At 56.1% G+C, this 23,238-nt stretch carries 32 protein-coding genes and 1 pseudogene; 15 read left to right on the forward strand and 18 right to left on the reverse strand.

All coding sequences use genetic code 11. The features are described from left to right. The first annotated feature begins 95 nt into the window (after window positions 1–95). The gene (locus tag CKW25_RS15290; RefSeq protein WP_095080290.1) at window positions 96–389 is read left to right on the forward strand and encodes a short-chain dehydrogenase; all 294 of its coding nucleotides are present in this window, start codon (window positions 96–98) and stop codon (window positions 387–389) included. A gap of 415 nt (window positions 390–804) precedes the next feature. On the opposite strand, the gene CKW25_RS15295 is transcribed toward CKW25_RS15290, so the two are convergent. Further along, window positions 805–1,599 (reverse strand): DNA adenine methylase, encoded by a 795-nt coding sequence (locus CKW25_RS15295; protein ID WP_095080291.1) that lies wholly within the window; start codon window positions 1,597–1,599, stop codon window positions 805–807. 265 nt (window positions 1,600–1,864) lie between these two features. On the opposite strand from CKW25_RS15295, the gene CKW25_RS15300 reads away from it, so the two are divergent. Both CKW25_RS15300 and CKW25_RS15305 read left to right on the forward strand, forming a co-directional pair. Next, window positions 1,865–2,191, forward strand: coding sequence for a hypothetical protein (locus CKW25_RS15300; RefSeq protein WP_095080292.1), 327 nt, complete (start codon window positions 1,865–1,867; stop codon window positions 2,189–2,191). 2 nt (window positions 2,192–2,193) lie between these two features. After that, window positions 2,194–2,895, forward strand: a complete 702-nt coding sequence (locus CKW25_RS15305) for an SOS response-associated peptidase family protein (protein WP_095080293.1) — start codon at window positions 2,194–2,196, stop codon at window positions 2,893–2,895. Here the strand turns inward: CKW25_RS15305 and CKW25_RS15310 are convergent. Next, entirely contained in the window at window positions 2,892–3,122 is a 231-nt protein-coding gene (locus CKW25_RS15310) for a hypothetical protein (protein WP_095080294.1), read from the reverse strand. The two genes, CKW25_RS15305 and CKW25_RS15310, sit on opposite strands and share 4 nt — an antisense overlap. A gap of 310 nt (window positions 3,123–3,432) precedes the next feature. Here CKW25_RS15310 and CKW25_RS15315 point away from each other — a divergent pair, with 310 nt between their 5' ends. Both CKW25_RS15315 and CKW25_RS26285 read left to right on the forward strand, forming a co-directional pair. Next, on the forward strand, window positions 3,433–4,203 hold the full coding sequence (locus tag CKW25_RS15315; protein WP_143497333.1) for a hypothetical protein: 771 nt from the start codon (window positions 3,433–3,435) through the stop codon (window positions 4,201–4,203). A 42-nt stretch (window positions 4,204–4,245) separates the two neighbouring features. Beyond that, on the forward strand, window positions 4,246–4,827 hold the full coding sequence (locus tag CKW25_RS26285) for a hypothetical protein (RefSeq protein ID WP_143497335.1): 582 nt from the start codon (window positions 4,246–4,248) through the stop codon (window positions 4,825–4,827). Between the two features lie 22 nt (window positions 4,828–4,849). Here CKW25_RS26285 and CKW25_RS15320 read toward each other — a convergent pair whose 3' ends face one another. The 13 genes and pseudogenes from CKW25_RS15320 to CKW25_RS15380 all read right to left on the reverse strand — a co-directional run bounded on the left by CKW25_RS15320 (window position 4,850) and on the right by CKW25_RS15380 (window position 15,121). Beyond that, complete coding sequence (locus CKW25_RS15320; protein WP_095080296.1) at window positions 4,850–5,365, reverse strand: lysis system i-spanin subunit Rz; 516 nt, start codon at window positions 5,363–5,365, stop codon at window positions 4,850–4,852. Continuing rightward, a complete protein-coding gene (locus tag CKW25_RS15325) occupies window positions 5,362–5,787 on the reverse strand; it encodes a cell wall hydrolase (protein ID WP_095080297.1) in 426 nt (141 codons plus the stop codon). Before CKW25_RS15325 ends, CKW25_RS15320 begins: the two co-directional genes overlap by 4 nt. Window positions 5,788–5,845: 58 nt before the next feature. After that, window positions 5,846–6,631 (reverse strand): hypothetical protein, encoded by a 786-nt coding sequence (locus CKW25_RS15330; RefSeq protein WP_143497342.1) that lies wholly within the window; start codon window positions 6,629–6,631, stop codon window positions 5,846–5,848. Between the two features lie 14 nt (window positions 6,632–6,645). Continuing rightward, entirely contained in the window at window positions 6,646–8,589 is a 1,944-nt protein-coding gene (locus CKW25_RS15335; RefSeq protein WP_095080299.1) for a hypothetical protein, read from the reverse strand. A 72-nt stretch (window positions 8,590–8,661) separates the two neighbouring features. Further along, on the reverse strand, window positions 8,662–9,138 hold the full coding sequence (locus CKW25_RS15340; protein WP_095080301.1) for a hypothetical protein: 477 nt from the start codon (window positions 9,136–9,138) through the stop codon (window positions 8,662–8,664). Between the two features lie 11 nt (window positions 9,139–9,149). Beyond that, the gene (locus CKW25_RS15345) at window positions 9,150–12,179 is read right to left on the reverse strand and encodes a host specificity factor TipJ family phage tail protein (protein ID WP_256577980.1); all 3,030 of its coding nucleotides are present in this window, start codon (window positions 12,177–12,179) and stop codon (window positions 9,150–9,152) included. After that, on the reverse strand, window positions 12,091–12,603 hold the full coding sequence (locus CKW25_RS27095; protein ID WP_256577981.1) for a hypothetical protein: 513 nt from the start codon (window positions 12,601–12,603) through the stop codon (window positions 12,091–12,093). The genes CKW25_RS15345 and CKW25_RS27095 overlap by 89 nt, the downstream gene beginning before the upstream one ends. Continuing rightward, a complete protein-coding gene (locus CKW25_RS15355) occupies window positions 12,604–13,089 on the reverse strand; it encodes a DUF1833 family protein (protein ID WP_095080306.1) in 486 nt (161 codons plus the stop codon). Continuing rightward, a complete protein-coding gene (locus CKW25_RS15360; protein ID WP_095080308.1) occupies window positions 13,086–13,361 on the reverse strand; it encodes a hypothetical protein in 276 nt (91 codons plus the stop codon). The genes CKW25_RS15355 and CKW25_RS15360 overlap by 4 nt, the downstream gene beginning before the upstream one ends. A 74-nt stretch (window positions 13,362–13,435) precedes the next feature. Continuing rightward, window positions 13,436–14,038: pseudogene (locus CKW25_RS15365) on the reverse strand (bifunctional DNA primase/polymerase); the annotation flags it as partial. After that, the gene (locus tag CKW25_RS15370) at window positions 14,035–14,241 is read right to left on the reverse strand and encodes a TraR/DksA C4-type zinc finger protein (protein ID WP_095080310.1); all 207 of its coding nucleotides are present in this window, start codon (window positions 14,239–14,241) and stop codon (window positions 14,035–14,037) included. The gene CKW25_RS15370 and the pseudogene CKW25_RS15365, both read right to left, overlap by 4 nt. Beyond that, window positions 14,234–14,722 carry a phage regulatory CII family protein gene (locus tag CKW25_RS15375; RefSeq protein ID WP_095080407.1) on the reverse strand — a complete coding sequence of 163 codons (489 nt, stop codon included), beginning with the start codon at window positions 14,720–14,722 and terminating at the stop codon, window positions 14,234–14,236. The genes CKW25_RS15370 and CKW25_RS15375 overlap by 8 nt, the downstream gene beginning before the upstream one ends. Window positions 14,723–14,863: 141 nt before the next feature. Continuing rightward, window positions 14,864–15,121, reverse strand: coding sequence for a YdaS family helix-turn-helix protein (locus CKW25_RS15380; RefSeq protein ID WP_095080312.1), 258 nt, complete (start codon window positions 15,119–15,121; stop codon window positions 14,864–14,866). Window positions 15,122–15,226: 105 nt separating this feature from the next. On the opposite strand from CKW25_RS15380, the gene CKW25_RS15385 reads away from it, so the two are divergent. The 10 genes from CKW25_RS15385 (at window position 15,227) to CKW25_RS15435 (ending at window position 21,100) form a co-directional block, all read left to right on the forward strand. After that, window positions 15,227–15,997 (forward strand): S24 family peptidase, encoded by a 771-nt coding sequence (locus tag CKW25_RS15385; RefSeq protein ID WP_256577982.1) that lies wholly within the window; start codon window positions 15,227–15,229, stop codon window positions 15,995–15,997. A 319-nt stretch (window positions 15,998–16,316) separates the two neighbouring features. Next, window positions 16,317–16,889 carry a deoxynucleotide monophosphate kinase gene (locus CKW25_RS15395; RefSeq protein WP_095080317.1) on the forward strand — a complete coding sequence of 191 codons (573 nt, stop codon included), beginning with the start codon at window positions 16,317–16,319 and terminating at the stop codon, window positions 16,887–16,889. Window positions 16,890–16,897: 8 nt separating this feature from the next. After that, window positions 16,898–17,173 (forward strand): hypothetical protein, encoded by a 276-nt coding sequence (locus tag CKW25_RS15400; protein WP_095080319.1) that lies wholly within the window; start codon window positions 16,898–16,900, stop codon window positions 17,171–17,173. After that, the gene (locus CKW25_RS15405; RefSeq protein WP_095080321.1) at window positions 17,170–17,544 is read left to right on the forward strand and encodes a hypothetical protein; all 375 of its coding nucleotides are present in this window, start codon (window positions 17,170–17,172) and stop codon (window positions 17,542–17,544) included. The genes CKW25_RS15400 and CKW25_RS15405 overlap by 4 nt, the downstream gene beginning before the upstream one ends. After that, window positions 17,541–17,783: a pyocin activator PrtN family protein gene (locus CKW25_RS15410; protein WP_090453416.1), complete on the forward strand. Its 243-nt coding sequence runs from the start codon at window positions 17,541–17,543 to the stop codon at window positions 17,781–17,783. Before CKW25_RS15405 ends, CKW25_RS15410 begins: the two co-directional genes overlap by 4 nt. 59 nt (window positions 17,784–17,842) lie before the next feature. Beyond that, a complete protein-coding gene (locus CKW25_RS15415; protein WP_090453414.1) occupies window positions 17,843–18,193 on the forward strand; it encodes a hypothetical protein in 351 nt (116 codons plus the stop codon). A 40-nt stretch (window positions 18,194–18,233) separates the two neighbouring features. Beyond that, entirely contained in the window at window positions 18,234–19,046 is an 813-nt protein-coding gene (locus CKW25_RS15420; RefSeq protein WP_095080323.1) for a DUF2303 family protein, read from the forward strand. Between the two features lie 74 nt (window positions 19,047–19,120). Then, a complete protein-coding gene (locus CKW25_RS15425; RefSeq protein ID WP_095080325.1) occupies window positions 19,121–19,501 on the forward strand; it encodes a hypothetical protein in 381 nt (126 codons plus the stop codon). Between the two features lie 166 nt (window positions 19,502–19,667). Beyond that, the gene (xisR, locus tag CKW25_RS15430; protein ID WP_095080327.1) at window positions 19,668–19,883 is read left to right on the forward strand and encodes an excisionase family protein; all 216 of its coding nucleotides are present in this window, start codon (window positions 19,668–19,670) and stop codon (window positions 19,881–19,883) included. Beyond that, window positions 19,880–21,100, forward strand: coding sequence for an Arm DNA-binding domain-containing protein (locus CKW25_RS15435; RefSeq protein ID WP_095080330.1), 1,221 nt, complete (start codon window positions 19,880–19,882; stop codon window positions 21,098–21,100). Before xisR ends, CKW25_RS15435 begins: the two co-directional genes overlap by 4 nt. Here the strand turns inward: CKW25_RS15435 and CKW25_RS15440 are convergent. From CKW25_RS15440 to CKW25_RS15450, 3 genes are read right to left on the reverse strand one after another with little or no spacing between them, the layout of a single operon-like run. Further along, complete coding sequence (locus CKW25_RS15440) at window positions 21,087–21,767, reverse strand: hypothetical protein (protein ID WP_095080332.1); 681 nt, start codon at window positions 21,765–21,767, stop codon at window positions 21,087–21,089. The genes CKW25_RS15435 and CKW25_RS15440 overlap by 14 nt on opposite strands. Continuing rightward, window positions 21,768–22,406 carry a hypothetical protein gene (locus tag CKW25_RS26290; RefSeq protein ID WP_143497347.1) on the reverse strand — a complete coding sequence of 213 codons (639 nt, stop codon included), beginning with the start codon at window positions 22,404–22,406 and terminating at the stop codon, window positions 21,768–21,770. Next, window positions 22,399–23,103, reverse strand: a complete 705-nt coding sequence (locus tag CKW25_RS15450) for a hypothetical protein (protein WP_143497349.1) — start codon at window positions 23,101–23,103, stop codon at window positions 22,399–22,401. Before CKW25_RS15450 ends, CKW25_RS26290 begins: the two co-directional genes overlap by 8 nt. Window positions 23,104–23,238: the final 135 nt, after the last annotated feature.

Raw genomic sequence — 23,238 nt, forward strand, 5'->3', positions numbered from 1 at the left:
CGGCTTCCACACCGGTTCGCCAACCTGTGCACAGTTGCCACCCTTTCGTTTGGCGACGACAGGCTGGTAAATCTCGTTCTTGTGGAGCTTTACTCATGCACGACTACATGGCGTTAACCAGCAACACCGACGACCTCCCCACCCTCTTCGTCAAAACCTCCCAACCGCTGCACGCACTGCTCGACACGGCCGGTTATCGAATCCGGGCCGTTACGCAGATTCTGGATAATCTCGCGATGCGCGGCGACATAACCACCAACTCGGTGATCCTCAGCGACTTCGCACAACTGATATGCATCCCGCTGCGCGACGGCTGTGACTTACTCGATGTGATTGCGCGACGCCTTGATGCAGAACCTCAGCCCCCAAACGAGCACAAGGCTTCGTGAGTGCGCTGAAATGAGCCGATGCGGGAATGTGTGACGAACTCACCCAACGACGAACAAAACGTCTTCCAGGCGCTTACCGGAATGCTAAAACATCCCCCGTAACCCGCACGCCCACCATCACATCCAACAAAAAAGCCAGAAACGAAAAAGCCCCCGTCACTTTTCAGCGACGGGGGCTTTTTCTATGTAATGGCGGAGAGATAGGGATTCGAACCCCTGCTGCTGACAGCGCATACCGCCATAGGCCGCTTAAATCAGGCCGCAGGATCCACCGTGCAAGCCCACAGCGGCTTAAAGCGGCCTCGATTTTGCCCTAAATATGCCCTAAAACTTTGCTATCCATGGATCCATCCGCCCCCAAACCTCAGGCATGAAAGGAATAACGCGGCCACAACGATTGTGACCCAAAGGCGCATTAGAACAGACCTCCCAACTCTGCGGGAGACCAGTTCATGATCACCAGTTCGCCACTCACCTCGGCTTTGCCCTGACGTTGATTGGTATTGCAATATCGAATGTCCAGCGCTTCGAAATGAAAGCCCTCAAAAACCCGGCGAATATCCGGGTGATCATTGATGCTGACCATGACCCTGCCTTTACAGCGCCGCATAAAGTCGGCCATTCGCTCATAGTTCTCAAAAGGAAATTCCACCCCATAGCCTGCTGTCTGCCAGTAAGGCGGATCCATATAGTGGAAAGTATGGGCACGGTCGTAGCGTTCGGCGCATTCAAGCCAGGGGAGATTCTCGACGTAGGTGCCGGATAGGCGCTGCCAGGCAGCCGAGAGATTTTCTTCGATCCGCAACAGGTTGATGGCGGGCCCGGTGGTAGCGGTACCGAATGTCTGTCCGGTGACCTTGCCGGCAAAGGCATGGTGCTGCAGATAGAAAAAACGGGCTGCACGCTGGATGTCAGTGAGGGTTTCAGGGCGGGTCATCTTCTGCCAATCGAACAACTGGCGCGAGCTCAGCGCCCATTTGAATTGACGAACGAACTCTTCAAGATGGTTCTGCACGACGCGGTACAACGTCACCAGGTCGCCGTTAATGTCGTTGAGAACTTCAACGGGAGCAGCCTGGGGGCGCATAAAGTACAACGCAGCCCCGCCGGCAAAGACTTCGACGTAGCATTCGTGTGGTGGAAAAAGCGGAATGAGGCGATCGGCAAGGCGGCGTTTGCCGCCCATCCAAGGGATGACTGGGCTAGACATTGATAGCAAGACCTTTACTGTATGGATAAACAGGTGCTAGGCTCGCCGCGCTTTGTGCACGGAGCAAGAGCCTTGGCTGGACTTGCAGGGACATTCTGCAGGGACGGCGACCGGTTTGGATGTTGACGCATCCAAACCGGCCGCTCTTTTAGTTAATATTTTTGCGAAGTTTTTGAGATGGGCTTGACGCTGCTTGTCGCCTCAACTCGTCAGATCAGTGCTTTTCAATTACTGTATGAATATCCAGTAAAAGAAAGGCGCGATCGTGGAACCGTATGAAATCGAGGACACCAGCGACTGGCTCGGCTGTCCTACCCGACTCGAAACCGTTAAGCACTATGCAAGCATGCTCGAGGAAGACATCCAGAATCTGAGGCGTCAACTTCAGGCGGCGAAGGAGAATATTGTCAGCCTGGTGGAAATGAACGACCGGCTCTCGACCGAACTCCAAAAGAAGCGGACGTGGATGGCGAACCTGGAAGCCGAGACCACCGAGCAGTTGGCCGAGATCCGAAGTCTGAAACTGATCCTCGACCAAAAAGAGAGGCTCATTCGTGAGTTGCAGGCGGGCACGCTGAAGCGGAGGAACTGACCATGTGCGGTAGACTTTCCCAATATAGTGGGATTCACGACTTTGTCGCTGCGTTGAGCATGCCCAACGCCTTGGTTAACTCCACCGGCGATCAGCCTTTCGGACGGTACAACGCGGCGCCTACTACTCAGTTGGCCATCTTTCACCAAGAAGGTGAGTATCTTCACGCCGACATGGTTCGATGGGGATGGCGTCCGCACTGGGCCAAGGACCGCGCTGCGCCAATCAATGCTAGGGTCGAGAAAGTCGCCCACGGCCCCTTCTTCCGAGCCATCTGGCCGCACCGGGCAATCATCGCCATCAACAACTGGTTTGAATGGGTGGACGAAGGCGGTCCGAAGAAGCAGCCCTACCTGATCCGTCGCCGGGATCAATCGCCGATCCTTTGCGCCGCGATCGGCCAATACCCGAACGCTGAGCATGAGCCGAGCGATCACGACGGTTTTGTCATCATCACCGCCGACAGCGCCGGTGGCATGGTGGATATTCACGATCGCCGGCCGGTTACGCTATCGCCGCAACTAGCCCGGGAATGGCTGGATCCGGCCACACCCTTGGAGCGAGCCGAGCAGATGGTAATGCACCAGGGCGAGCCGACCGAAGCCTTCGAGTGGTTCAAGGTAGACCGGGTAGTCGGCAATGTGCGCAACCAACAGAGCAACCTCATAAATCCGATTGAACCTGCAAACCCGACGATGTTTTAGTTCGTAGCGAGCGATCTCAGCCGCTCTTCAGTCGCGGTATCGAAGATGACGTAAAGCCGATCTATGGTCGCTTCACTCAATGCGCGGGCTGACTCCAAGCCAAGAACAAATCCCTCAGCGCGTGCGCCAGCTTTCGCCGCAACAATCATCGAGTCCGCCTTGGCGATCTGAGTGAGAAGCCTGTCCGCTTCGCGCTCAATCTTTGTACTTAGCTCTACCCCTTCCATGCCGCCACCATTCATATTGAGCGATCGATTACAGGATAGCGGCATATGTAGCACCAGCCTTGACAACTTTTATTTAAGCACCACAAAAAGCGCATTGGAACTGAATGACTGCCTTGCCTGTGCTGACGACTCCCGTCGCTGCCGGTGGCGCCGATTGAAGGTCACATCAACATAGACGGAAAGCAAAGATCGGTATTGCCATATGAAAGCATTCTGCCATACCCTCCTACTCCTATCTCCAAAACCAAAAGACGATATAGAGGCGTTATCAATGCTCCTTACTAAAAGTTGCCATAGCAAAGACCATATAATGAAACGCGGCTCAGTTAGACTCGGAACGCTGGATTACTATCGAAAAACAGAGATTGAAGAAATTAGAGATGAGGGAGAAGGTCAACTTACTTTTGATTTAATCATCGACTCCCCCATAGAACTTGAAACGCGTTGGTTCAATACTTTTCAACCTTTTGTCCGTGTAGGTTTTGGCGCCGAAACAGATCCGGTTCGCTTCCCCGGCAAAACGAGCGGAAGCATAGATAATCTATCTATAAAAAATAAAACCTCTACGCAAACTACTATGCTCATCGAACGTGCGAAAATCCACATCGAGAGAGAAGCTCCCAATAGCCTAATACTTTGCGTATCCCTAGCAAACAAGCTTGACGACTGTCGAGATATATTTCCAAAGTACGATGATCAGTGGCACATACGCCAAACGAGCGCCCAGGAGTTTGGCATGCAACTTGCCAAAGCTTTAGGCAATAAATTGAAAGAGCCAAAAAGGGGTGGACTTATAGATCCAACAGTCGCAGCCGAAGAACTGACAGTGCACTTCAGACATGAAGCCGTAACCTATACAAATCGAGAAGCGCACTTTAACAAAGAGACCACTATAAATATCAATTACCTAATTAGCCGGATGGACATGATGGCATTCATCAAGCCGATCAGCTTTAAGCGAGAAAAAGAATATCGCTTCATTCTCTTTGTCGTTCATAAGGTATCCAAGACAATTCTTCCTTTATTGGAAGATCACGTAATCCTCAACTTACCTGAAGAATGTCTTAGGATGACATTTTGATAAGACGATTACAAATTATATTAAATGGACTGAGATTACCGAATGAACACTCTCATTCAGCAACAGCTACTGGACGCAATAAGAACAGCTCAAGCTCCAATAGCCGCATTCATGCTAGGGATAACGGGTTTTTCCGACCCCAACAGCTCATTGGTACAACGTGCACACACAATAACGATCCGCGCGAAATCAAGCCAAAAATCACTCACCGATACGAATGAAGAAATTAATAGTCCAAACGCTTATCATCTATTAATAAATCCATCCCTAGAATACATCAAGGCGAACCCACGAAAAATTTTTGAATTTCTTAACATACCAATAAAGGCAGCAATCCTTCACGTAGGCGATGCATTCTCCAAAGTCAAATATCTGAATCGCGCTCCAGAACTTGAATTTCTAAGACATATTAGGAATGCAATCGCACATGGTAATCGATTCAACATTACATCAGAGCTGAAGTTACCAGCAACTTTCGCATCCTATATCATCACAAACTCCCTTAATGGCGAAAAATTATTTTCTGATATTGATGGGGAAGGCTACTGGTACGACGGCGACGCATTAGCTTTATTAGATTTCTTAGAAAGCCGCCTATTATCTGGTGACTACTTCAACAAGTGAACCCTTATCAAATTGTTATCATCTAGCGGCTAATTTCTCGCACATAAGCTTGGCAGGCTTTGAGAGCGATCAATCCTTCGTCACCGTCTTCTGTAATGTCGACAATTCGTTGAGCATGCGCTGGGTCAAGTCGGGCACGCGCTCCTCCATGATCCAGGCCGCCGGCATCGGTACTGGCTGGGACTGGAAAGCCACCGGCTGGATCCGTTGTGTCGAGGAGAACTGACAACCGCAAATCAGAAGTGGCAAGGCGATCGCGCAAGCGAGCCTGATTTTTTTTAGCATTGGTCAAAGCCTCGTGATGGGATTGGTCGCTGGCCGACAGGCGCTGCTCGAGCGCAAGGCGCTTATCCTGCTCGGCGCGCGCCTGAGCTGCCGCCGCGTTGCTGATGACAGTCAAGTCGCCCTGATGCAGTCCAGCCTGATCTGCTAACCGTTTGGCGTAACGCCATTCCTGCACCTGCCATACACCGACGGCAGTGATCGGCAGCAACGCGAGCGCACCGACAACTGCCAGCTTCAGCGCCGCCGTACTCATGGCACATCCTTGAAGAAGACATGCCGGCCGAGCTGCAGCGTCTGCTTGGCCTTCGCCGCCCAAACGGGCGCCGCTGGCATCGTGGTCGCGTAATAGTGCGTGGCACCACCAGTGGGATCCGGCACTTTCCCTCCGATCACCTGCTCAGCAGCAATCTGGGCCTGGGCAAACTCCCGGAACGGGATCTGCTTAGCGCCGGTCAGGTAGGCATGGTTCGGATCGTTTCGATTCCAGCAACTGAACTGGTACGGTTTCTGGCACACCCCGACATATCCCTCGCCCCACCAGGACTTGGCCCGGCCGTCGTTGACACGGTTGCGGATCGTCCAGGCAACGGCAATTTGGCCGGCAATACTTTCGCCGCGGGCCTCGCCCCATAGAGTGCGGGCAAGGATGTCACGATCCTTTTCGTTATCAGTCATCACTTTTCTCCAGGCAAACAGAAGCCCGCACTTGGCGGGCTTGTAGGTGTCGGCGATATCAGGCGATGCCGTAATCAGCCTTCATGGCAGCCATCAGCGCGGTAAGCTGCTCCTTCAGGAAGTCTGAGCGCAGCATGCTGGTGTTGAAGACATACATGTCGCCGACAAGTGTTGTACGTAGACCGTTCGCGCCTGCGTGATAGCCAATCTCCAAGTAATCAGCCGGACCGGGAAACAGCGACACGTCTTTCTGCATGGCGGAAAGACTGCCAATACCGTTAACCCCAAGTGAGGTGGTCTTGGTGTCATTATTGTAGTCGGAGACGACGATTTGCCACGCGTCCACAGTCACCGGGGCGCTGACGTTTGGGACGGTGGCATTCGGGCCATAGGCCGAGACGTAAGCCTGAGAGCCCGCCGGCACGCCGGTGTGCCGCAAAGGGCAATTGGTGTACACGTCGCCGCCCGTGAAGCCGGAGATGATATTCACAGTCCCCGAGGCCAGGTACTGGATGGCTACAGCGGAGACCACGCAGTAAGAGGAATGCAAGCTCCCGCCGGGCAACGCGAGCCCAGCCGCCGCACCGTTGGACTTCAAACCTACGGCTGGCCGCCCAGCGAATACACTTCGGGTGAAGCTGTTGGCAGCACCCTTCTCTACCAAGGCGCCCCCGGTGCGCAGGCAATACCCGGCGACGCCGCCGGCGGGCGTGTTCTTAATGGAGCGGGCGCTGAGAAAATTTGAAAGGTTGGCAATTTTCGCGGCGACGATATCCGAGCTGGATACTTCAATACGTTCAGCACCAGTGCCACCGGCGATTTTCACTCCAGGCAACACAATCATTCGTCCAGTCATTTTTAGATCTCCACTGTCATGCGCTGATGCACAGCCCAGTTGTAAAAGGGACGGTCGTAGCCATCCTTGATGATTTCGCTATCACGCAGGCAAGATCGAGCTCCGGTGAAGGGACCGCCCGCGCTGCCTGAAACACCAACGTCGGCGATGCCGACATAGGCGCCGGTACCGGTAGGCTCATCAGTCAGGTTGATCGCAATGCGGTTGCGGCCGAGCAGCTTTACGCTGGCGATCGACCCGACGCCGTTAGAATCGACGTAGCGCAGCCCCCGATTGCCGGGATCGACCACGGCCACGGTGTCGATCGCCAGGGCGCCGTGTGGCGTGTGAAAGTCCAGCGTGACGACCTTCCCGGCTCGCACCGCGCGAGTGCAGTGCGTTGGCAACCAGGAACGCCCATTAATGACTTCCTCACCGGCCATGCCGTGCATACAGCCCAGGCGCATGGAGGAATCGGCCCCCAGATGTATGCCGTCCACCACGGTCGGGAGCCAGTATTTAGGGCCGACGCAGATGAACTTGTCAGGGAAGTCGAGCGCTGCACGTATCTGCGCGAATGGAACGGCGCTTTCGGTACGGTTGTAGGCTGTCCAGTTACTGATCTGCGAGAGCAGCAGCGGAATCGGTCCAGCCTGGCCAGTGATGGCCTTAATGTCGGCCTCGTAATCGGCCTGCAGTTGGACCAGGGCGTTGTAATAATCCTGCTCCGGTGTGGCGACATTCGCTTCACCCTGAATCCAGTCAATGTAGGGGACGGCGTATTCCAGGTTACGAGCTACGCACTCAGCCTTGGCTGCCACAATGGCGGTAATGCTGTTTTGGTAGTACAGCGTTCCCTTGGAGAGCTGGCTGATCGTGTAGCCGTTTCGACCGTGCACGCTGACCAGCAAACAAGCATCCGATGGGATAGTGCCCCGCCGCCCCAGCTGCGCCGCGTGCTGCACTGCCGGGGTTTCGGTATAGACGCCGACCAGCGGGATGAAAGGGGCAACATCACTGGCGTTCAGCGTGCCGTCCTGGTTGGACAGGCGCACGCCATTAGCCAGGGTGAACAACCGGTTAGCGATGGGCGGAATGGTGGTGGTCAGAGGGGAGAAAGCCCCCATGACCAGCGACTGACCTGCGCCAATGATGTGCAGAACCTTTTTCACGAACTCGGCAGTTGAGCCAGGCACTGGGATGACTTTCGATAGCTTCGATACCGGGCCGGATCGGGTCAAAAAGGAGATGCCCATGCTGGATGCTTTGGGGCTGAAGTTGGAACCCGACGATGTAACCTGGTAAGGCACGCCATCAACGAGGCAGAACACATCGCCGTTATCCAAGTACACCGACACCCCGCTAGGCGCATCGCCATGCTTGTACACCGTGCCGTCCCACTCGATTCCGAAGACAACCCAGTTATTGGCATCTACGTGGACCCACGCCCACTTACTGAGCAGCGCAAGACCGGGCAAGGCGTCGAGCAGTGCTACAGCTACGCCGTCTTCTCGCACGCCAAGAATCGGGTTTCCGTCCTCGTCGCAGACGCCATCCACAAGTGAAGATTTGAGCATTACCGGATCGGCTAGGGCGAATCCCGCCACACCAGCATCCTTAGCACCATCCGCTACGATCTTGGCCTGCTTGACGGCTTCGGCCGACGGATAGGGTTTGACCGGTACAGCCACACCACCAACATTTCGATAGAGCATCACGTATTCAGCTTCGTCGCTGGAAAGAACACTGAAATTTGTACCGTCCACCGTATTGGCAAGCCCCGCTTCGACAGCGTGATAGGGCATCGCCCCGCCGAGCTGGGTCGCGAGGTTCGCCATCACCATGGCATTCGTGGGCCGCATCACTCCGCCCCCTACATCCATCATTTTGCTTTCAGGGCTCAGTAGTAGCTCGTCAGCCGTGTCGACCGTTATCGTCAGCCGGGCGAGATCCGATGGTCCGCTCATATTTGCTCCAGGCGAAAAAAAGCCCACACGACGGTGGGCTATAGAATTGAAAAGTAATCAGCAATCGATTTGCTATGTCGCGCCGGGCCAAGATTTGGTGTACCAGCGCTGCAGCAGGCTGCGCAGTCGAGAGTTCATGAGGCGGATATCTATCCCAGCCAGCAAGTCGGCGAGCTCAGCCTCATTCAGGATCGGCAACTCGAACAGTTCGAGCGTGGCCGTGTAGCGCCATAAGTCATCAGCAACGAACTCCGGCCCCTCATAGATATCAGTGAACCGGGCCCGGGTCGGCGTCAGCCCGAGTGGAGTTTTGATCGGGCAGAGAAACCAGTCCGCCCAGCCAATACCCCATTTGCACCAGCCCTCGAAAAGCTTCGCTTCATCGGCGGTGAATAACCAACTGACAGGCAAAATCGTTGGAACGCTGAGAAACCTGCGACGCTGCATCGCTCTGCCGCTCGCCATTTGCGTGCGTACTATTGGGCTCACCGGCTTGAAGCCGTATCCCTCCCCCACGGGAAGCGGAAGATCATCCGGAAGTGAAAGCATGTCCGCAGTCCTTAAGTGGGGGCGAAGTTATTGTCGTCTGCGTAGACACGCACGTCGTAGTTCACGGCCTCAACATCTGCCGAGTAGTCGCCTGGCTGAATCGAAGTGATCAATACCGGGTAACACCAGCGAGTAGCCTCGCCGAAGAGCAGGTGCGGTGGCTCGATCTCCCAGGACAAATCAGGGCTGAAATCCAACGCAGGGATAGTCAGTCGGAAGTCATCGACTCGTTTGGCTGCCCACGGCCCGCTCACGGTACCGTCCGGACGACGAAGCCCGACCACGTGCGATGTACCTTCTTTCCATGTCAGCGGCTCGGAACTCTCCAGTAGCACCAGTCCGTTGCCGGTCGTGAGCCCCACCAATACAGCACTTTGCCCATACCCCGGAATGTCGTCGGCGACGGCGCAATAGCTGAGGTAGCCGCTGTTCAACGCCGAATACTCCGTTCCCCAGCTGTAACTTTTGTTCTGGTAAACCTGAGCACGCCGCCGACGGCGGCCGATACGCCAGGCTTTGTCGCGACTGGTCACCCCCTTTACCGTGATGGTCTGCACTGTTTGTTTCGCATCCCCCGGCAAGCTGCAGTCAACAATTTCTTCAGCTCGGGTAACGCCATCGATGTACTTGACCTCAACCCCGTCGTAATCGTCCGGTGCCGGCAACGTGAAATTGCGCCGCAACGGACCGGTCATGCTCTGCGGCGTGTACATCTGCTCGAACACCGCACGCGGCTCATCCCTGACCGGAGTTACGCGGCCGCGCTCCACGGTGAACTCGGCAAATCCGGCAAGCAGTGCATCGTTCAGACATTCCTTGACCGTGCTGTCGTCCTCGACCTTGTAATCAAAGTAATCGTTACGCGGTGACCAGATTGCTCCGTATCGCGCAAACTCCTCGAGATCGAGATCGCTATCGGTGCCACCGGCGGACTTCATCACGTAGTTCACCCAGGGTACGATGTCACGGGTGGCGACCGGGGCGCTCCACTGCCCGTCGATAAGCACCGGCAGCTTGCGTGTGCCGACCACAGACACCTGGCTTTGTGACTGCGCAGACAGCTTGTCACCACCGCGCACATACAGCGCCATCACTGAACAGCCCTCGTACCGAGTCGGCGCCTTGTCGATCCGGCCGCGCAGGCCATACCACTGGACCCGATTGAACTTGAAATTTTCCGGTGACTCCTCCCCGATTCGACGAATACGAACCTCAGGACGGATGTAGGTCGCTGCCAGAATGCTGCGGGTGTATCCCTGTTGATCAGGACTCATCGCGTTGAACGTGTAGGACACGCTGGTCCAGGCGCCAGCGGTGGCGATGTCACGGTATTGGACTTCGACCTTCGCCCAGTGCGAGCGGATGTTGCCGTTCTTTTCGGTGTATCGGACCAGGCCCTGAGGAAAGAAGAAGTCGATCTCGAACCGCCGAACAACCTCGCCTTTGGGGCAGACGGCAAACGGGCCGGCCCAATCTCCCTCAGTCGTTGAGCCATCCAGGGTAACCCGTGCAGTGTTGCTTTCGATGTCGTCAAAGCCGATCCAGGAGGCTTCCTCAGCGCCGGTGTCGGTCAGCCGTATCACGGTGATCGATGAGGGTCCGTGGACATCAACCACGGCGTCAGCCGCCACGGCACCGATCCGGTACCGCAGATCGCGATAACCGATGCACGACCAAAGGGTGCCAGTCTGAAGGCCGATAGCCGGAGCTCCACCGTCGTATGCCAGCGTCATCTTGGCTGAGATCGCGTCCGCCGCTGCCACGGTTTGCACTCCGGTGACAAACACTGGAGCCGAGCCAAAGATCGGCTGCGTACTGCCGCCCAGGCTTAACGCCACACCGCTGTAGGGTGAGGCTGATTCAGCAACGCGCAGAAAGTTGCTTGATGCACTGGCCACCAGCCCAGTGCTGGTCAGTTGTGCATTCACCGCGTTGACCAATCCCGCAAGGTTCGTAGTCGCCGTGCTCAGGGCAACTGTGTAGGTACTCGATCCACGGGTCACCGTGAAGGTCAGCGGCGTGACGTCGAAGTCAAAACGAGTCGGTGCCACATTCCCGGTGACCCTCGACGCGCTGCCAGTCACCGCCGGGACACCCGGGACGTACGGTGAATAACTCGCCACGACATACTCACCGGCATTGGCCCCGGTGACCTCAATCTTCATCCCAACGAAGGCATTGATCATTGGCACATAGTCGCCGCTTATCACCGTCGCGCTACCGTCAGCCGGCGCAGTGAATACGTAGGGGTACATGACCTCAACGCGCGCGATCAAACCGGCGCTCCAGCCAATCGGGAACCAACCGGCAGATTCCGGTACCGACACCACATACTCGCTGAACTGCACGGTAGGTGCAGCTAATTGCTGCTCAATGTTTGTCGTGGTGGTTAGGGTCAGTCCGGCGCTGCCAGTGGAAGTCGAACCGACCTCCTCCGAGCTGTGCCACCACAACCGTGCAGGCTCAGCCGCCACCGATTCACTCGGACCATAGATGGTGTAACTGGCCGTGTTACCCAGCGAGGCGATCGGCGTACCACCGATACGCACTTGCCCGGGCAAAATCTCGAACTCCCCCACCCCGATGCACAACAGCATCTCGACCCATTGCACTTTGGGGTCGGTACCGAAATAGCGGCGCGTCGGCGTCAGGTAGTCCGGAAAAATCTCGTTCTCGCCAGCGCACTCGCGGATCACATCGCCCAGCTTCACCTGGTTACCCGTGGTTTTCGCCAGTTCGAGCCCCTTACCACGGGCGTTATTGGTCGAACTCGGTGAAACCAGTGGCTTCTGCGTGAGCATAATCACGCCCGCCGCGACGATCGCCGCCACTATGGCCCAGGCCGCAACTTCCAATCCAGTGCCTTTGGGTTCGGGATAAATCCGGACCAGGTCGCTGGGGGCGAATTCAACCTTCGACCAGTTTGTCGGCTCAACAAACAGACCGTTGACTTCAATGCTGATGGGCGGCGACTCGCGGACCTGGTAGCTGGGTACGTTGCTGATCAGCCAGCTCTCGATGGTCATGACCCGGTCGGTCACGTGCCGCTCCAGAGGCTCGCCCTCCAGCTTGCTCGGGTACAGTTCGATCACGGTGATAACTCACTGTCAGATATTGGTCTTGGAATTTGCGCAGCGGCTTGATCGTGGCGCCGGCTGGCTTCATTTCCATTCCATGAAGCCGACCATCCACCTCGACGATCACCGCGACGTGAATGCAGATCAGCCCGCGCCACACGCATGCAATTGCCCCGGCTTCTGGTGCGCACCGCTCCATGCCGGCAGCACCTTCGTTCACCGCCTTGGTTAACACCTTGGGCATGGTGTTGCGCACATAGCCCCAACTGGGGAGCAACGGCAGCCCATACACCTCATGCCGAACGAGTCGGGCCAGCCCCCAGCAGTCCAGCCGCGCAGGGCCGCGCCCGCCATCCTCATAGGAAGCGTTCAGGTATTTCTCGAACATTTAGATGTACCTAAGGCAAGGCGCGAAGGCCAAGGTGTATTTGCGACGGGGCCAGGCGAGATTGATCAGGTCGAAGTAACCGGCCTGCAGCTGCACCGTGGAACCTTCCATGGACCCACCAAGCACCGTCATGCGATAGGGGGCCTCGGCCGGCGCCGTCAGGTCGGTCGAAATAAAGATGCGAAACACCATCCCGATTTTCGCTCTGGCCTCCAGCGCCCGATCGATCAACTGCTGCGCCACGCCGGTGACGTTGTCGATCGCAAACGTCAGCGCCTGGCTGCCACTGTTGTCGCGTTTCGGTAACGCGACATCAATCCCTGCGGCGACGAACGTCCGGGTCAGGCCCGCCTCGGTCTTCGCCGTGATGTCGTCGAAGCCCTGACAGATGTAGAGCGGCGCCGCCCACGGCGTGCAGAACAATTCAAGCGTCGGAATGATCGCGGCCTTGCCGCCCGACGCGTACAGCGCTTCCAGTGCACTCATCGGCCAACCCTCCTGCTGGCATAGGTTGATTCATAGGTCTTGGCGATCTTGCCCTGTCCGGTCCGGAATCCGGCCGAGACATGGTCATCAACCGCCGCGATGATCACTTTGAGCTGGTCGCCATCCATACGCGTGCTCACCTTGTCATTGCCGTAATTGAGGACCTGGACATTGAGTTGCGGCGACGGGCCCGCCGATGCCGAGCCCGAGTCAGCACCCGGGCCGGGCTGAGCTGACGTAGTACCGACGAATCCGGCGCGGCCGTTACTCATGGCTTCGAGCGTGCCAACGCCAATGCGCGCAGTGGCCTCGGCATCAAATACGTACTCCCCGCGGTGAACAGGCCCGGCGATCTCATCCCGGCGCCCATTGCCGGTGTAACCACCGTCCATACCAGGCCAGCGCGCAGCTCGAACACCGTGAAGCGCTTGTACTCTTCAGCCTCCGCGCGCGCCGCAGCCTCCCCGTCCCCGTCGCCCTGCTCTTTCGCAGCCTTGGCTCTATCCATCAGGCCTTTGTGAATCGAACCGTCAGGGTCTTTTTCATTCGGCCAGGAAAGAGAGTGCCGAGTCAGCTCAATGCCTTCCGGCACTTTGAACATGACCCGGAAGCGCGCAGGGTTACCGACAATGGTCGGATACACCAACGCCATGGCATCCAGATCGACACCCAGCAGCTCATACAACACGTGCCGCGTCCACTGAACGTCGTCGACGTCCAGCGAACAGACACGGCTCGGCCCAAGAACGACTCCGAGGTTATGGTTGGGGTTCTGCTGCCAGAATGCTTCGGCGGCGGAAGCATCCGTGATGTAGCCGCCCGGCTTATTCCACCCCAGACCCTTAGGGGCTTTTTCTCCTGGCTCAATTGAGACCAGGGCGAGATCGAAGGTATTGATGTAACGCTTTGCCCAGTTGGCGATGGCTATTCCTTTGGCCGTTTCAGTCATCGCCGAGCCTCCCGCAACCCCTGACAGTGGACACAGGTTTCGCAACCCGCGATCGTCTGCTGTCGAAGCAACGGGATAGGGTCATCACAATCCTCGCAGAACTGCGCGCTGACGCGACTCGAAGGAACGCGGCGACTACGGTGAAGGGCAACGTCGAGCAGGTATTGCGCCTGGTCGTTGGCGCGATCGATTTCATCAGCCATGGACACGGTCCTCCATCGACTGACGAGCACCCGCCATGATGCCGAGGACTTCGCGGATCACGTCCATGCCCTGTTTTTCAAGAAGGAGGACTTCGTGAAGCTTCCACACTTTGTCGGCAGCACCATCGTGCATTGCTGCCACGAATTCACCGGTTTCGCCGAGCAACTTACCAACAGCCTTCAATGCATCACGGGTTGCTGGTACTGGGACCGGGCGATACCAGACAGCGCCGGCCGGGCGCATCAGCGCATCTAGCAAGCGCGAATCGCCAGTAAGCCTAATCAACTCTTCAAGCTCATCAGGGTTCAACCAGCGGCGCTCTTCGTCGAGCTTGAGTTTCTTCTGGAGGGTGTCGTTGTCCAACACCATGGCAAAAGCAAGGGCGGTGATTCCGCCCTTGTAGTCACGACCAGCGCGATAGATCGCCTGGCGCAGAGGAAGGACCGGACCAGCGTCCGGCAAAAGATCTGTGCGACTCATAACCGTAAATCCCCCGTTTACGGTGTAGCCATAGTCCAGGGCAACCCCTATCCTACGACCACGACCGATGTACATGTGCTGTGTGTCGTCGTAGCTGAGCTGGGGGATCTTTGGTGAGAGGCCCCAGCTCGGCACCTTTTCTTATGCTGCGTGAAGCGACTGAACATCTTCTGGTAAACAGAACACATCCGGCCTTAACCGAATGCGGTCTATGCCAGTTAACAGTTCAACGCGAAGTACAAGCTCCGCTGGTACCTCGCCTTTCTTGAGCCAGTACGACACAAGCTGCTGAGACACTGGCTTTCCAGGCGCCGAGATGAGTCGAGCGAAAGCCGACTGCCCTCCAGCCTTCTCAATAGCTTCAGCAAAGGCATTTCGCATGGATTCAGAATTGCTCATAGCAGCCTCTTTACGTCGTGACATACGGAATTTACGTGTTTTTTTGTTAGATCTCAACGTGTTTTTACGTTTGAAAAGCTACAAATTTATTTGTAGCCTCGCGTAATGATCGATCTCAATACATACCCAAGCCCTGTAGCCAAGATGTTCAAGGCCCGACGCCTTGAGCTCGGCATGACCCAGGACGAACTGGCAACCAAAGTCAGCCGCCTGCTGCCAGATGGCGAGCGCCTTTCTCAGCAGTCATATGCGGCTTTTGAGCGCGGAAAATCACAGACGTCCAAGTACTCGATACAAATTGCACGGGTTCTTGGCATAGAGCTGGATCGACTTACAAGTCGAGATGCCCCCCTTCACCAACCTTTGGAGTTCTCTGAAAAGGCGCTTGAAAGCCGCGCACTGCTTCTTGGCCCGATTGATGTCTGGGATGACGACACGCCGTTAGATGACGATGAGGTAGAAGTGCCATTGCTTAAGGAAGTAGAGCTTTCGGCAGGATCTGGAAGAGTTTCAATTCAGGCACACAGCAAAGCCAAATTGCGATTTGGAAGCATCACACTTCGAAAAATGGGCGTCCAACCCGAAAATGCTGTGTGTGTTTCCATCTACGGAAACAGCATGGAGCCTGTACTCCCTCACGGAAGCACCGCGGGAGTCGACAGAGGTAAAACGTCTATAAAAGATGGAGACATATACGCTCTCGACCATAACGGCCATTTGCGAGTGAAGCTTTTATACCGTCTCCCCTCTGGCGGGATACGGCTTAGAAGCTTCAACAGGGATGAGCACCCGGACGAGGAATATACCCCAGAGCAGATTCAGCTCCAGGACATCAATGTCCTAGGTCGCGTCTTCTGGTATTCAGTTCTTCGATAGCGACCCTTACAAAAAAAACCCGCCGCGAGCGGGTTTTTTGTTGGCTACAAAAAAACAAAACAAAAAATACTGTTGTTAAATACGTGTTTTCTTGTAATCTTGGTTTGCACCTCTCACCAAGGGTTACAGCCATGCAAACAACACAGCACAGCAACACACGCTGCACCGTTTATTTACACCCAGCAGCAGCAACCAACCGCGCAGCGGTAATCGCCATTCAGCAGGCTACTGGCCTGCTCGTCGTCACTAGCGTGCGTAGCAACGCCGCAGCACAGCTCATCGCTATCGCCGTCACTTCCCCATGGGGAGGGGACGCAGCATGAAGCAACTATTGATCGGCCTCGCCGGCCGCGCACGCACAGGCAAAACCACTGCTGCCAATCACCTGGCCAACGTACACGGCTTTCAGACCTATGCGTTCGCAGACCCACTGCGCGAAGGCCTGATGAACATCTTCAACCTAAGTCCTTGCGACTTCGATGATGATCGTAAAGAGCAGCCCATCGGCTGGCTCGGACGCTCCGCTCGCGAGTTGATGCAGTCCATGGGTACCGAATGGGGCCGCAACATGGTGCACCCGGAGCTATGGCTGTTATTGGCCGAACAGAATCTCGAATTCCTCGGCCAGGCCCAGGACACCGCAACTGGCTTTGTCATCAGTGATCTGCGCTTTGAGAACGAAGCCGACTTTGTCCGCAAACGTGGCGGCATCGTGATTCATGTCCTTCGACCTGACGCAACAGAGGTCAATCCGCACGCAAGCGAAATGGGCATCGGCATTCAGGACAATGACCTGGTACTGCACAACGAGGGCGCGCTCGACGACCTTTTCGGACAGCTCGACGAGTTCTTCGACGCCCTGACAGCTCGCCCTGACAACGCAGCAGCCTGAGGACCGCCATGAATCGCACCCTGGACGAAACGGCAGCCGTACTCGGCCTTAAGCCCCGCGCCCTCCGCACCAGGTTGCGGGAGCTGGGAGTCCTCACCAACAACGGCGAGCTCGCCAGCAAACACCGCGATCGCGGTTACCTGTTCTCCGACCCACGCAGCACCTGGGTCCCTGCTATCAACCAGCACCGCCACTACGCCGTGGTGATGGTGAAAGAAGCAGGCGTTGAGTGGGTCGCCAAGAAACTGAACATCACCATTACGCACAAGGACGCCGCAGCATGAGCCAGAACGCCATTACCCAAGCCATCGGCGCACTGAAGCTGGTCCCGATGTTCCTCAACCACCCGACCGTCATCAGCCGCGCCACGCTAATAGGCGCATCAGCCGAAGCCGTACAGCTGCTGGAATCGCTGCCTCCGGTCAGCGCCGAGCTGGCTGAGGTTTTCCGCTGCGTCGACGCAGTCATTGGTGAGGGGCAAATTGCCTACGTTACCCCGACCAAATCGCCTGAATATCCCTACGGTGCCGTCGTCGCTGACCTACACGGCAACGTCTGCGCGGCCGCCATGGGCAAAAGTAAAGAAGGCCTCGCCGAATTAATCCGCCTTAAGTTGCTGCCCCCATCGGAGGGGTTCGGGGAGGACGCTGCATGAGCAACACCCTCGACCAGCTTCGGCGCCAGTTCGCAACACCGTGCCCGACGCTGGCTGCAGTTCGCGAACATTATTTCTCACATATCCGTACCGATCGCCACTTGCTGACCGAGATCAAGAAGGGCCGCATCAAGCTCACGGTCAAGCGCCTGCACGGCTCTACCCGGGCCAAGCCGGTGGTTTACCTGCATGACCTTGCCGACTACCTCGACGCCCAAGCGTTGACGGCAGCCGCCTGATTTACCGGTGCCCCCTGCCGTCCAGGGGGATACAACTCGCACTCAATAAGGCACAGCACATGAAACCAACGGACACAGCCGAATTCATCGGCGAACTCAACGCGGGCGTCTTCGCGAACCAGATCGGTCACGCCCTTTCCGAAGTTGCATCAGGCGTTGTCGACAACGGCAAGGTCGGCTCCGTCACGCTGACCTTCACGCTTAAACAAATTGCCGACAGCCACCAGGTAACGGTCAACCACAAGCTTGCCTACAAGGTGCCAACCAAACGCGGCAGCCGCAGCGAAGACACAACCCTCGACACGCCGATGCATGTCAACGAGGGCGGACGCCTGACCTTGTTTGCCGAAGCTCCGCGCGCGGGCCAGCTGTTCAACCGAGACGCCGCGCCGATTCACGCGAAGTCCTAACCGCTCTATCCATGCCTCTCACCAAAAGGAAAACGATCCAATGGAAGCCAAAGCAATTCAGTTGATCCAAGACACAGCCGTACTGGCCTATGCCAAGCCGCTGAGCACCTTCACTCCGGCGCTGGTGCTGCCGTCTGATCAGAAGATCCACAGCATCGAGAAGTTTCAAGCCGCTCGCAGTCGCTTTCGGGGCGCGCTCACCACCCACTCATTGCTGGACTTCGGCAACTACGTGATGGAGCAAAGCGCCGATACCGTCGCATCTGGCTTTGTCGACGCAGAAGCCATGTCGTGCACCGTAATTTTCAACCTCGGCGACACCAAAGAACCAGGGCACGGCGACTTCACCGCCACCCTCAATCTAAGAAAAACTGCCGCCTTCCGAGCGCTCGAACGTGCTGCCACCATCCAATTCGCGCAGAAAGACCTGAGCGATTGGATTGAGGATTGGGCGTCGAACCTCCAAGCCCTTGGAGCGGACGATAGCCAAATCGATCTGCGCAAAGCCGCGAGCGCGATCCGCTCCATCAGCATCGAGCAAGCACGCAAGAGCGAACATGTCGTTGGCGACCTGAGCGCATCCCGTTCGGCGATGGACCAGATCGAAGCCAAATCCTCCGAAGGCCTGCCAGCCGAATTCCTATTCACCGTCGAGCCATACGAAGGGCTAAAGGTCCAGATCATCCGACTTCGTGTTGCTGTCCTCACCGGCGGTGACAAGCCACTGCTGCGCCTGCGATGGATTGGCGAAGAGCAGCTGCGCGAGGACCTCGCACAAGAATTCAAGGATGTCGTTCAGCAGGAAGTCGGCGGTGGGGCGAAGTTGACCATCGGCAGCTTCAACTTGGGCTAACCACCACTGCAACGCCCCGCTGCCGGCCTCTCACCAATGATCCCGGCGGCGGGCTCTACCGATGAGCACAGCACATGCAATCACAACAATTAATCATCATCGCCGCCTGCTCAGCCGTTGGGCTGCTGCTGATGGCCTACTTTGTCCGCCAAGCAGTCCTGCGCGCCGTCGCGAAGGGTGTTGCGGCTCAATCCAAGTACCACCGGGAGCGCGTCGCCGCACTGACGAAGGACATCATCCGCCTCAGTCAAACACCCAAAGTCGAATCGATACTCACCCGGGCTGACTATCAAACGCTGCTGCAAGCGCACGCCACGCTGATTCTCGCCCAGATGACTTGGCGGGCAATGCCAGGCACGGAATCGACCCAATTGAAGGCGGAGAAGCAAGCACAGAGGCTCCTGGACTTAGCCAATCGCATCAGTACCACCGCAAAACCGGGATCCGCCGCATGAACACCCTTCGCCGAACAGTCCGAATCCGCCACGGGCAAATGCCCCCACTCGACTTACAAACCATCTGCGACAAATGCAACAGGTCACGGGCACACGGCAATCACGAACAATGCAGCAAGCAACGCCAAGCCGAGGGTATCGCCCGGCGTGCAGGGGAGAAACAACAATGAGCGCAGCAGAGAAACTCGACTTCCACATCACACCAGGTGCCTGGTTCCGCCAGGACCTGCTGTACCCGGTGTTCGGTCTGAGCACCGAAGCCGTCCGTAAGTACCGCACACGCGGCCTCTGGCTCGAAGGCAAACACTGGCGAAAGGATCCAGCCAACGTGATCGTCTACAACCGCACAGCAATTGAGCGCTGGATGGAAGGGAAACCATGACCGATAAGATGCCGACCGGCGTTGAGATGAACGGCAAGCAGTTACGCATCTGGTTCATCTTCAACGGCCAACGATGCCGGGAACCCTTGGAAGGGATCTCGAAAGTAAACAAGGCCGCGATCGCTTACGCCGACAACAAGCGCCGCACCATCCTCGCGGAAATAAAAGAGTGCCGCTTCGACTATGCGGCCCACTTTCCGAAATCGCCTAGGGCTGCCATGTTCACGGGGACTGGCGGCCCTTCGCTAAAGCGTATCGTGAAGGAAGGCATTGATCGTTGGCTGGAGGTTCAGCGCGCGCTCAAGGCTTCGAGCACTGTCGTCAACTACGTTAGCAAGGCTGTACACGTCGAGAAGAAATTCGGCCAGCGCCGGATCGTAGACATCAGCAAGAGCGACATCGAGTTGTTCCAAGCGCAGTTGCTCAAGCAAGGCCTCGCCCCGAAAACAGTGAACGACATTTTCACCGTCGTCCGTGGGGTTTGGGCTGATGCCTTCGGCGACGGCATCCTGAAAGCCAATCCGCTCGACCGGATCAGCAACGTCGGATCTGACGTCGACCTGGAGCATGCCGATCCGTTCAGTCGCACCGAGATCGAGTTGATCGGTAAAGCGGATCCTGATCGGCGAGCTGATGCCCGAATGATCGAATTCAACTGCTGGGCTGGACTGTCCCTGTCCGAACTTATTGGCCTCGCTGCCGAAGACGTTGATCTTGAAGCCGGCCTGGTACATGTCCGCCGGGCATTGGTCGTCGGTGAATTCAAAGTCCCCAAAGAACGCTCAAGGGTTCGAGTCGTCGAGCTTATCAACCCAGCCCTCAAACTGATGCGGGAGATTGTTGCCGCAGCCAAAGACGCCACCACGGTGGACATCGCTGTCATCCAGCGCGACAACATAACCTCCAAAAAGATGAAAGCCACGTTTCTTTTCCGCAGCTCGACCAGCGGCTTGCTGTGGAGCGGAAAGACGGTCAGCAACTGGTTCACGGCTCACCTGGTTAAGGCCGAGGTCCGTCATCGAGGCGCGAATCAATGTCGTCACACTTTCGCAAGCCAAGCGTTGTCAAGTTACGTGCCCGTGGAATGGGTAGCCAGGCAACTAGGTCACAGCGACACCACCATGGTGAAAAAACACTACGGTCGCTGGATACCGACGGACACAAAAAGCATGGCCGCAGTAGTGTCCGAAATGATGGGGTTCTCTAAGCAGGTTTAGCTTGGGGGGCAGAACCTTTCAGAGGAGGATTTCGGATCTCACTGAGGAGCCTTGCCCCCACCTTCAAAGACTCTTCGAAGCCTAAAGGGTCAGCTTCAAAAACGCCTACACTACCGACCACCTCTTCTGGTCGGAAGCGGAACGCATGCCCGATCAAAGTCTTTTGCTTGACTGCCGCGTCCTTACTCAGGTTACCTTCCAACGCGGCAAAAATCCCTTTTTGCCATAGCCCATCGTCATCTCTAGCCTGCCAACTATCGATATCGAGAATTTCGAAACCTAAGCTGTCAAAGAATCCGAGTATGAAGGTGGCGCAGGTTAACCCCGCCCCTGGGGAGTCCAAAAACTTGAGATCTCCACCAAAAACAGATGCACCCGTGTATTCCATGCCGTAAGGGATACCAGCAGAATTTTTTTCATATATACGGGAGGCTTGCTCTGCGAACAGCTGCAACTCCTCCTCGTCGAAATTACTAGCGGGCACGCATCGGTACGCCGCCTTTAATGGCTCACAACGCAGATCGTAATGCCAGGCGAGATGAAGAAGGCTCGGATGAGCCTTCTCACGTTCCTTGAATACAATTGCGGCATGGCGCTGTTCCGGACTTACTTGGTAAATCGCAGTACCAAAAATCCCGATTTCGCCCAACAACTTGCTTTCTGCCAATTACACTACCCTTGCACGAGACAATCCACGTAGCGCACGATCAGCATCCTGCCCAGTCTCATTCAGATGAATGAGGGTTTTGTTATACAGCGCTGTCCAGTTTGCAAGTTTGTCACGGTATTTGAAAGAAGTACGTAGAAATGCCACGGCCGTGATTTTTCGCAACGAGGATGGCTCGACAAGACCTAACATCTGATTCAAGCTCCAAATGTCATTCACTTGAACGTAATCATCTACAGTGTCAACTACTGACCTCAACGCCACACGGCTGTGGTCGGCACTCTCATCGGCCACCGAGTCTAAAGCAGAAATCACCTCCAGTTGAGACTTGACAACAACGGCCAAACATTGGGTCAGAGGCTCAACCCCAGCACTCACGAAATTTGGATGCCACTCCTGCGGATCATCCAACAAGCGCACACGTCCACGAGGCGCAGCTTCGTTACCAAAAGTAAATTCGATTTTTACAGCACCACCAGACGTTGCTGAGGTGACAGGCTTCGATATTAGCTCTGGTGCCGACCAGACAGCAGTCGAGTTAGGGCTCAGAAAAAATACAGAACTTTCAACGTCGCCAATTCGCCGCTCCATTGGCGCCATGATGACGGCTGACTCTACATAGTACGGAATGCTATCCAATTTCACCCCCTGCGACTAAATCACGAGCTTCGATAAAGAAAGCTGCAACAAGCGGCCCGTACGCAGATGAACTCGGTAGCTTCGACTCAGGATGGCTATTCAAATCCAACTCAAGCTGAAGGACTGGCTTGCTTACTGGGTTCACCGCCATATTGTTCTGATACTGAACAGTTTGAAACGCCAGCTGGGACCACTTTGTCAGACGGTTCATAACCAGTCCGCTAATCTTCGGGTACTTTTTTGGCCGGTTAAACTGAAATATCAGATCGCTTATAGAAGAGTCGATCTGAACCTGTGGTACTAGCTGCCTGAACAGCGCACCGCTGGTCTCCGAGTTCCCAGGGTAAATGTTCAAGGTCGCGCCAAACGCGAGCCGTGCGGCCGTAGGCATTTTGAGGCCGCTCAAGCGACGCTCAAATGACTGTGCAACCTCTTCAAAGGCCCCTAAAGAGGGAGGAGTGAAGGGGTCGACAGGCATCGCAGAAAGGGTGATATCTATTCGACCCGGCTGCGAGGTAACAACAAGCCTGCCCTCTCCAAACGGCCCTTCCTCGATGACCAACTGCTGGGCCGGCCGATTCGTCATTGATTCAGCTTCCTTTCCAGTAATCGACTGCCAGCTGATCTTAGCGCCTTCAGTTACCCCCAGGAGCGAGAAGCGAACAGATTCTGTGTGCCAAGAGTGAGTCTGGGTCATTTGCATTCACTTGATAGACGAAAACGGTAAACCGGGCTGAACGTTGCACGCATGCTCCGGGCATCCAAGCAGGAGAGTCAACCGAGTCTAGCCAAATATGAAATCAGTTGCACCAGCCGTTGTGGCAAAAACTGC

This window comes from Pseudomonas sp. Irchel s3h17 (genome assembly GCF_900187505.1).
Taxonomy (GTDB): Bacteria; Pseudomonadota; Gammaproteobacteria; order Pseudomonadales; family Pseudomonadaceae; genus Aquipseudomonas.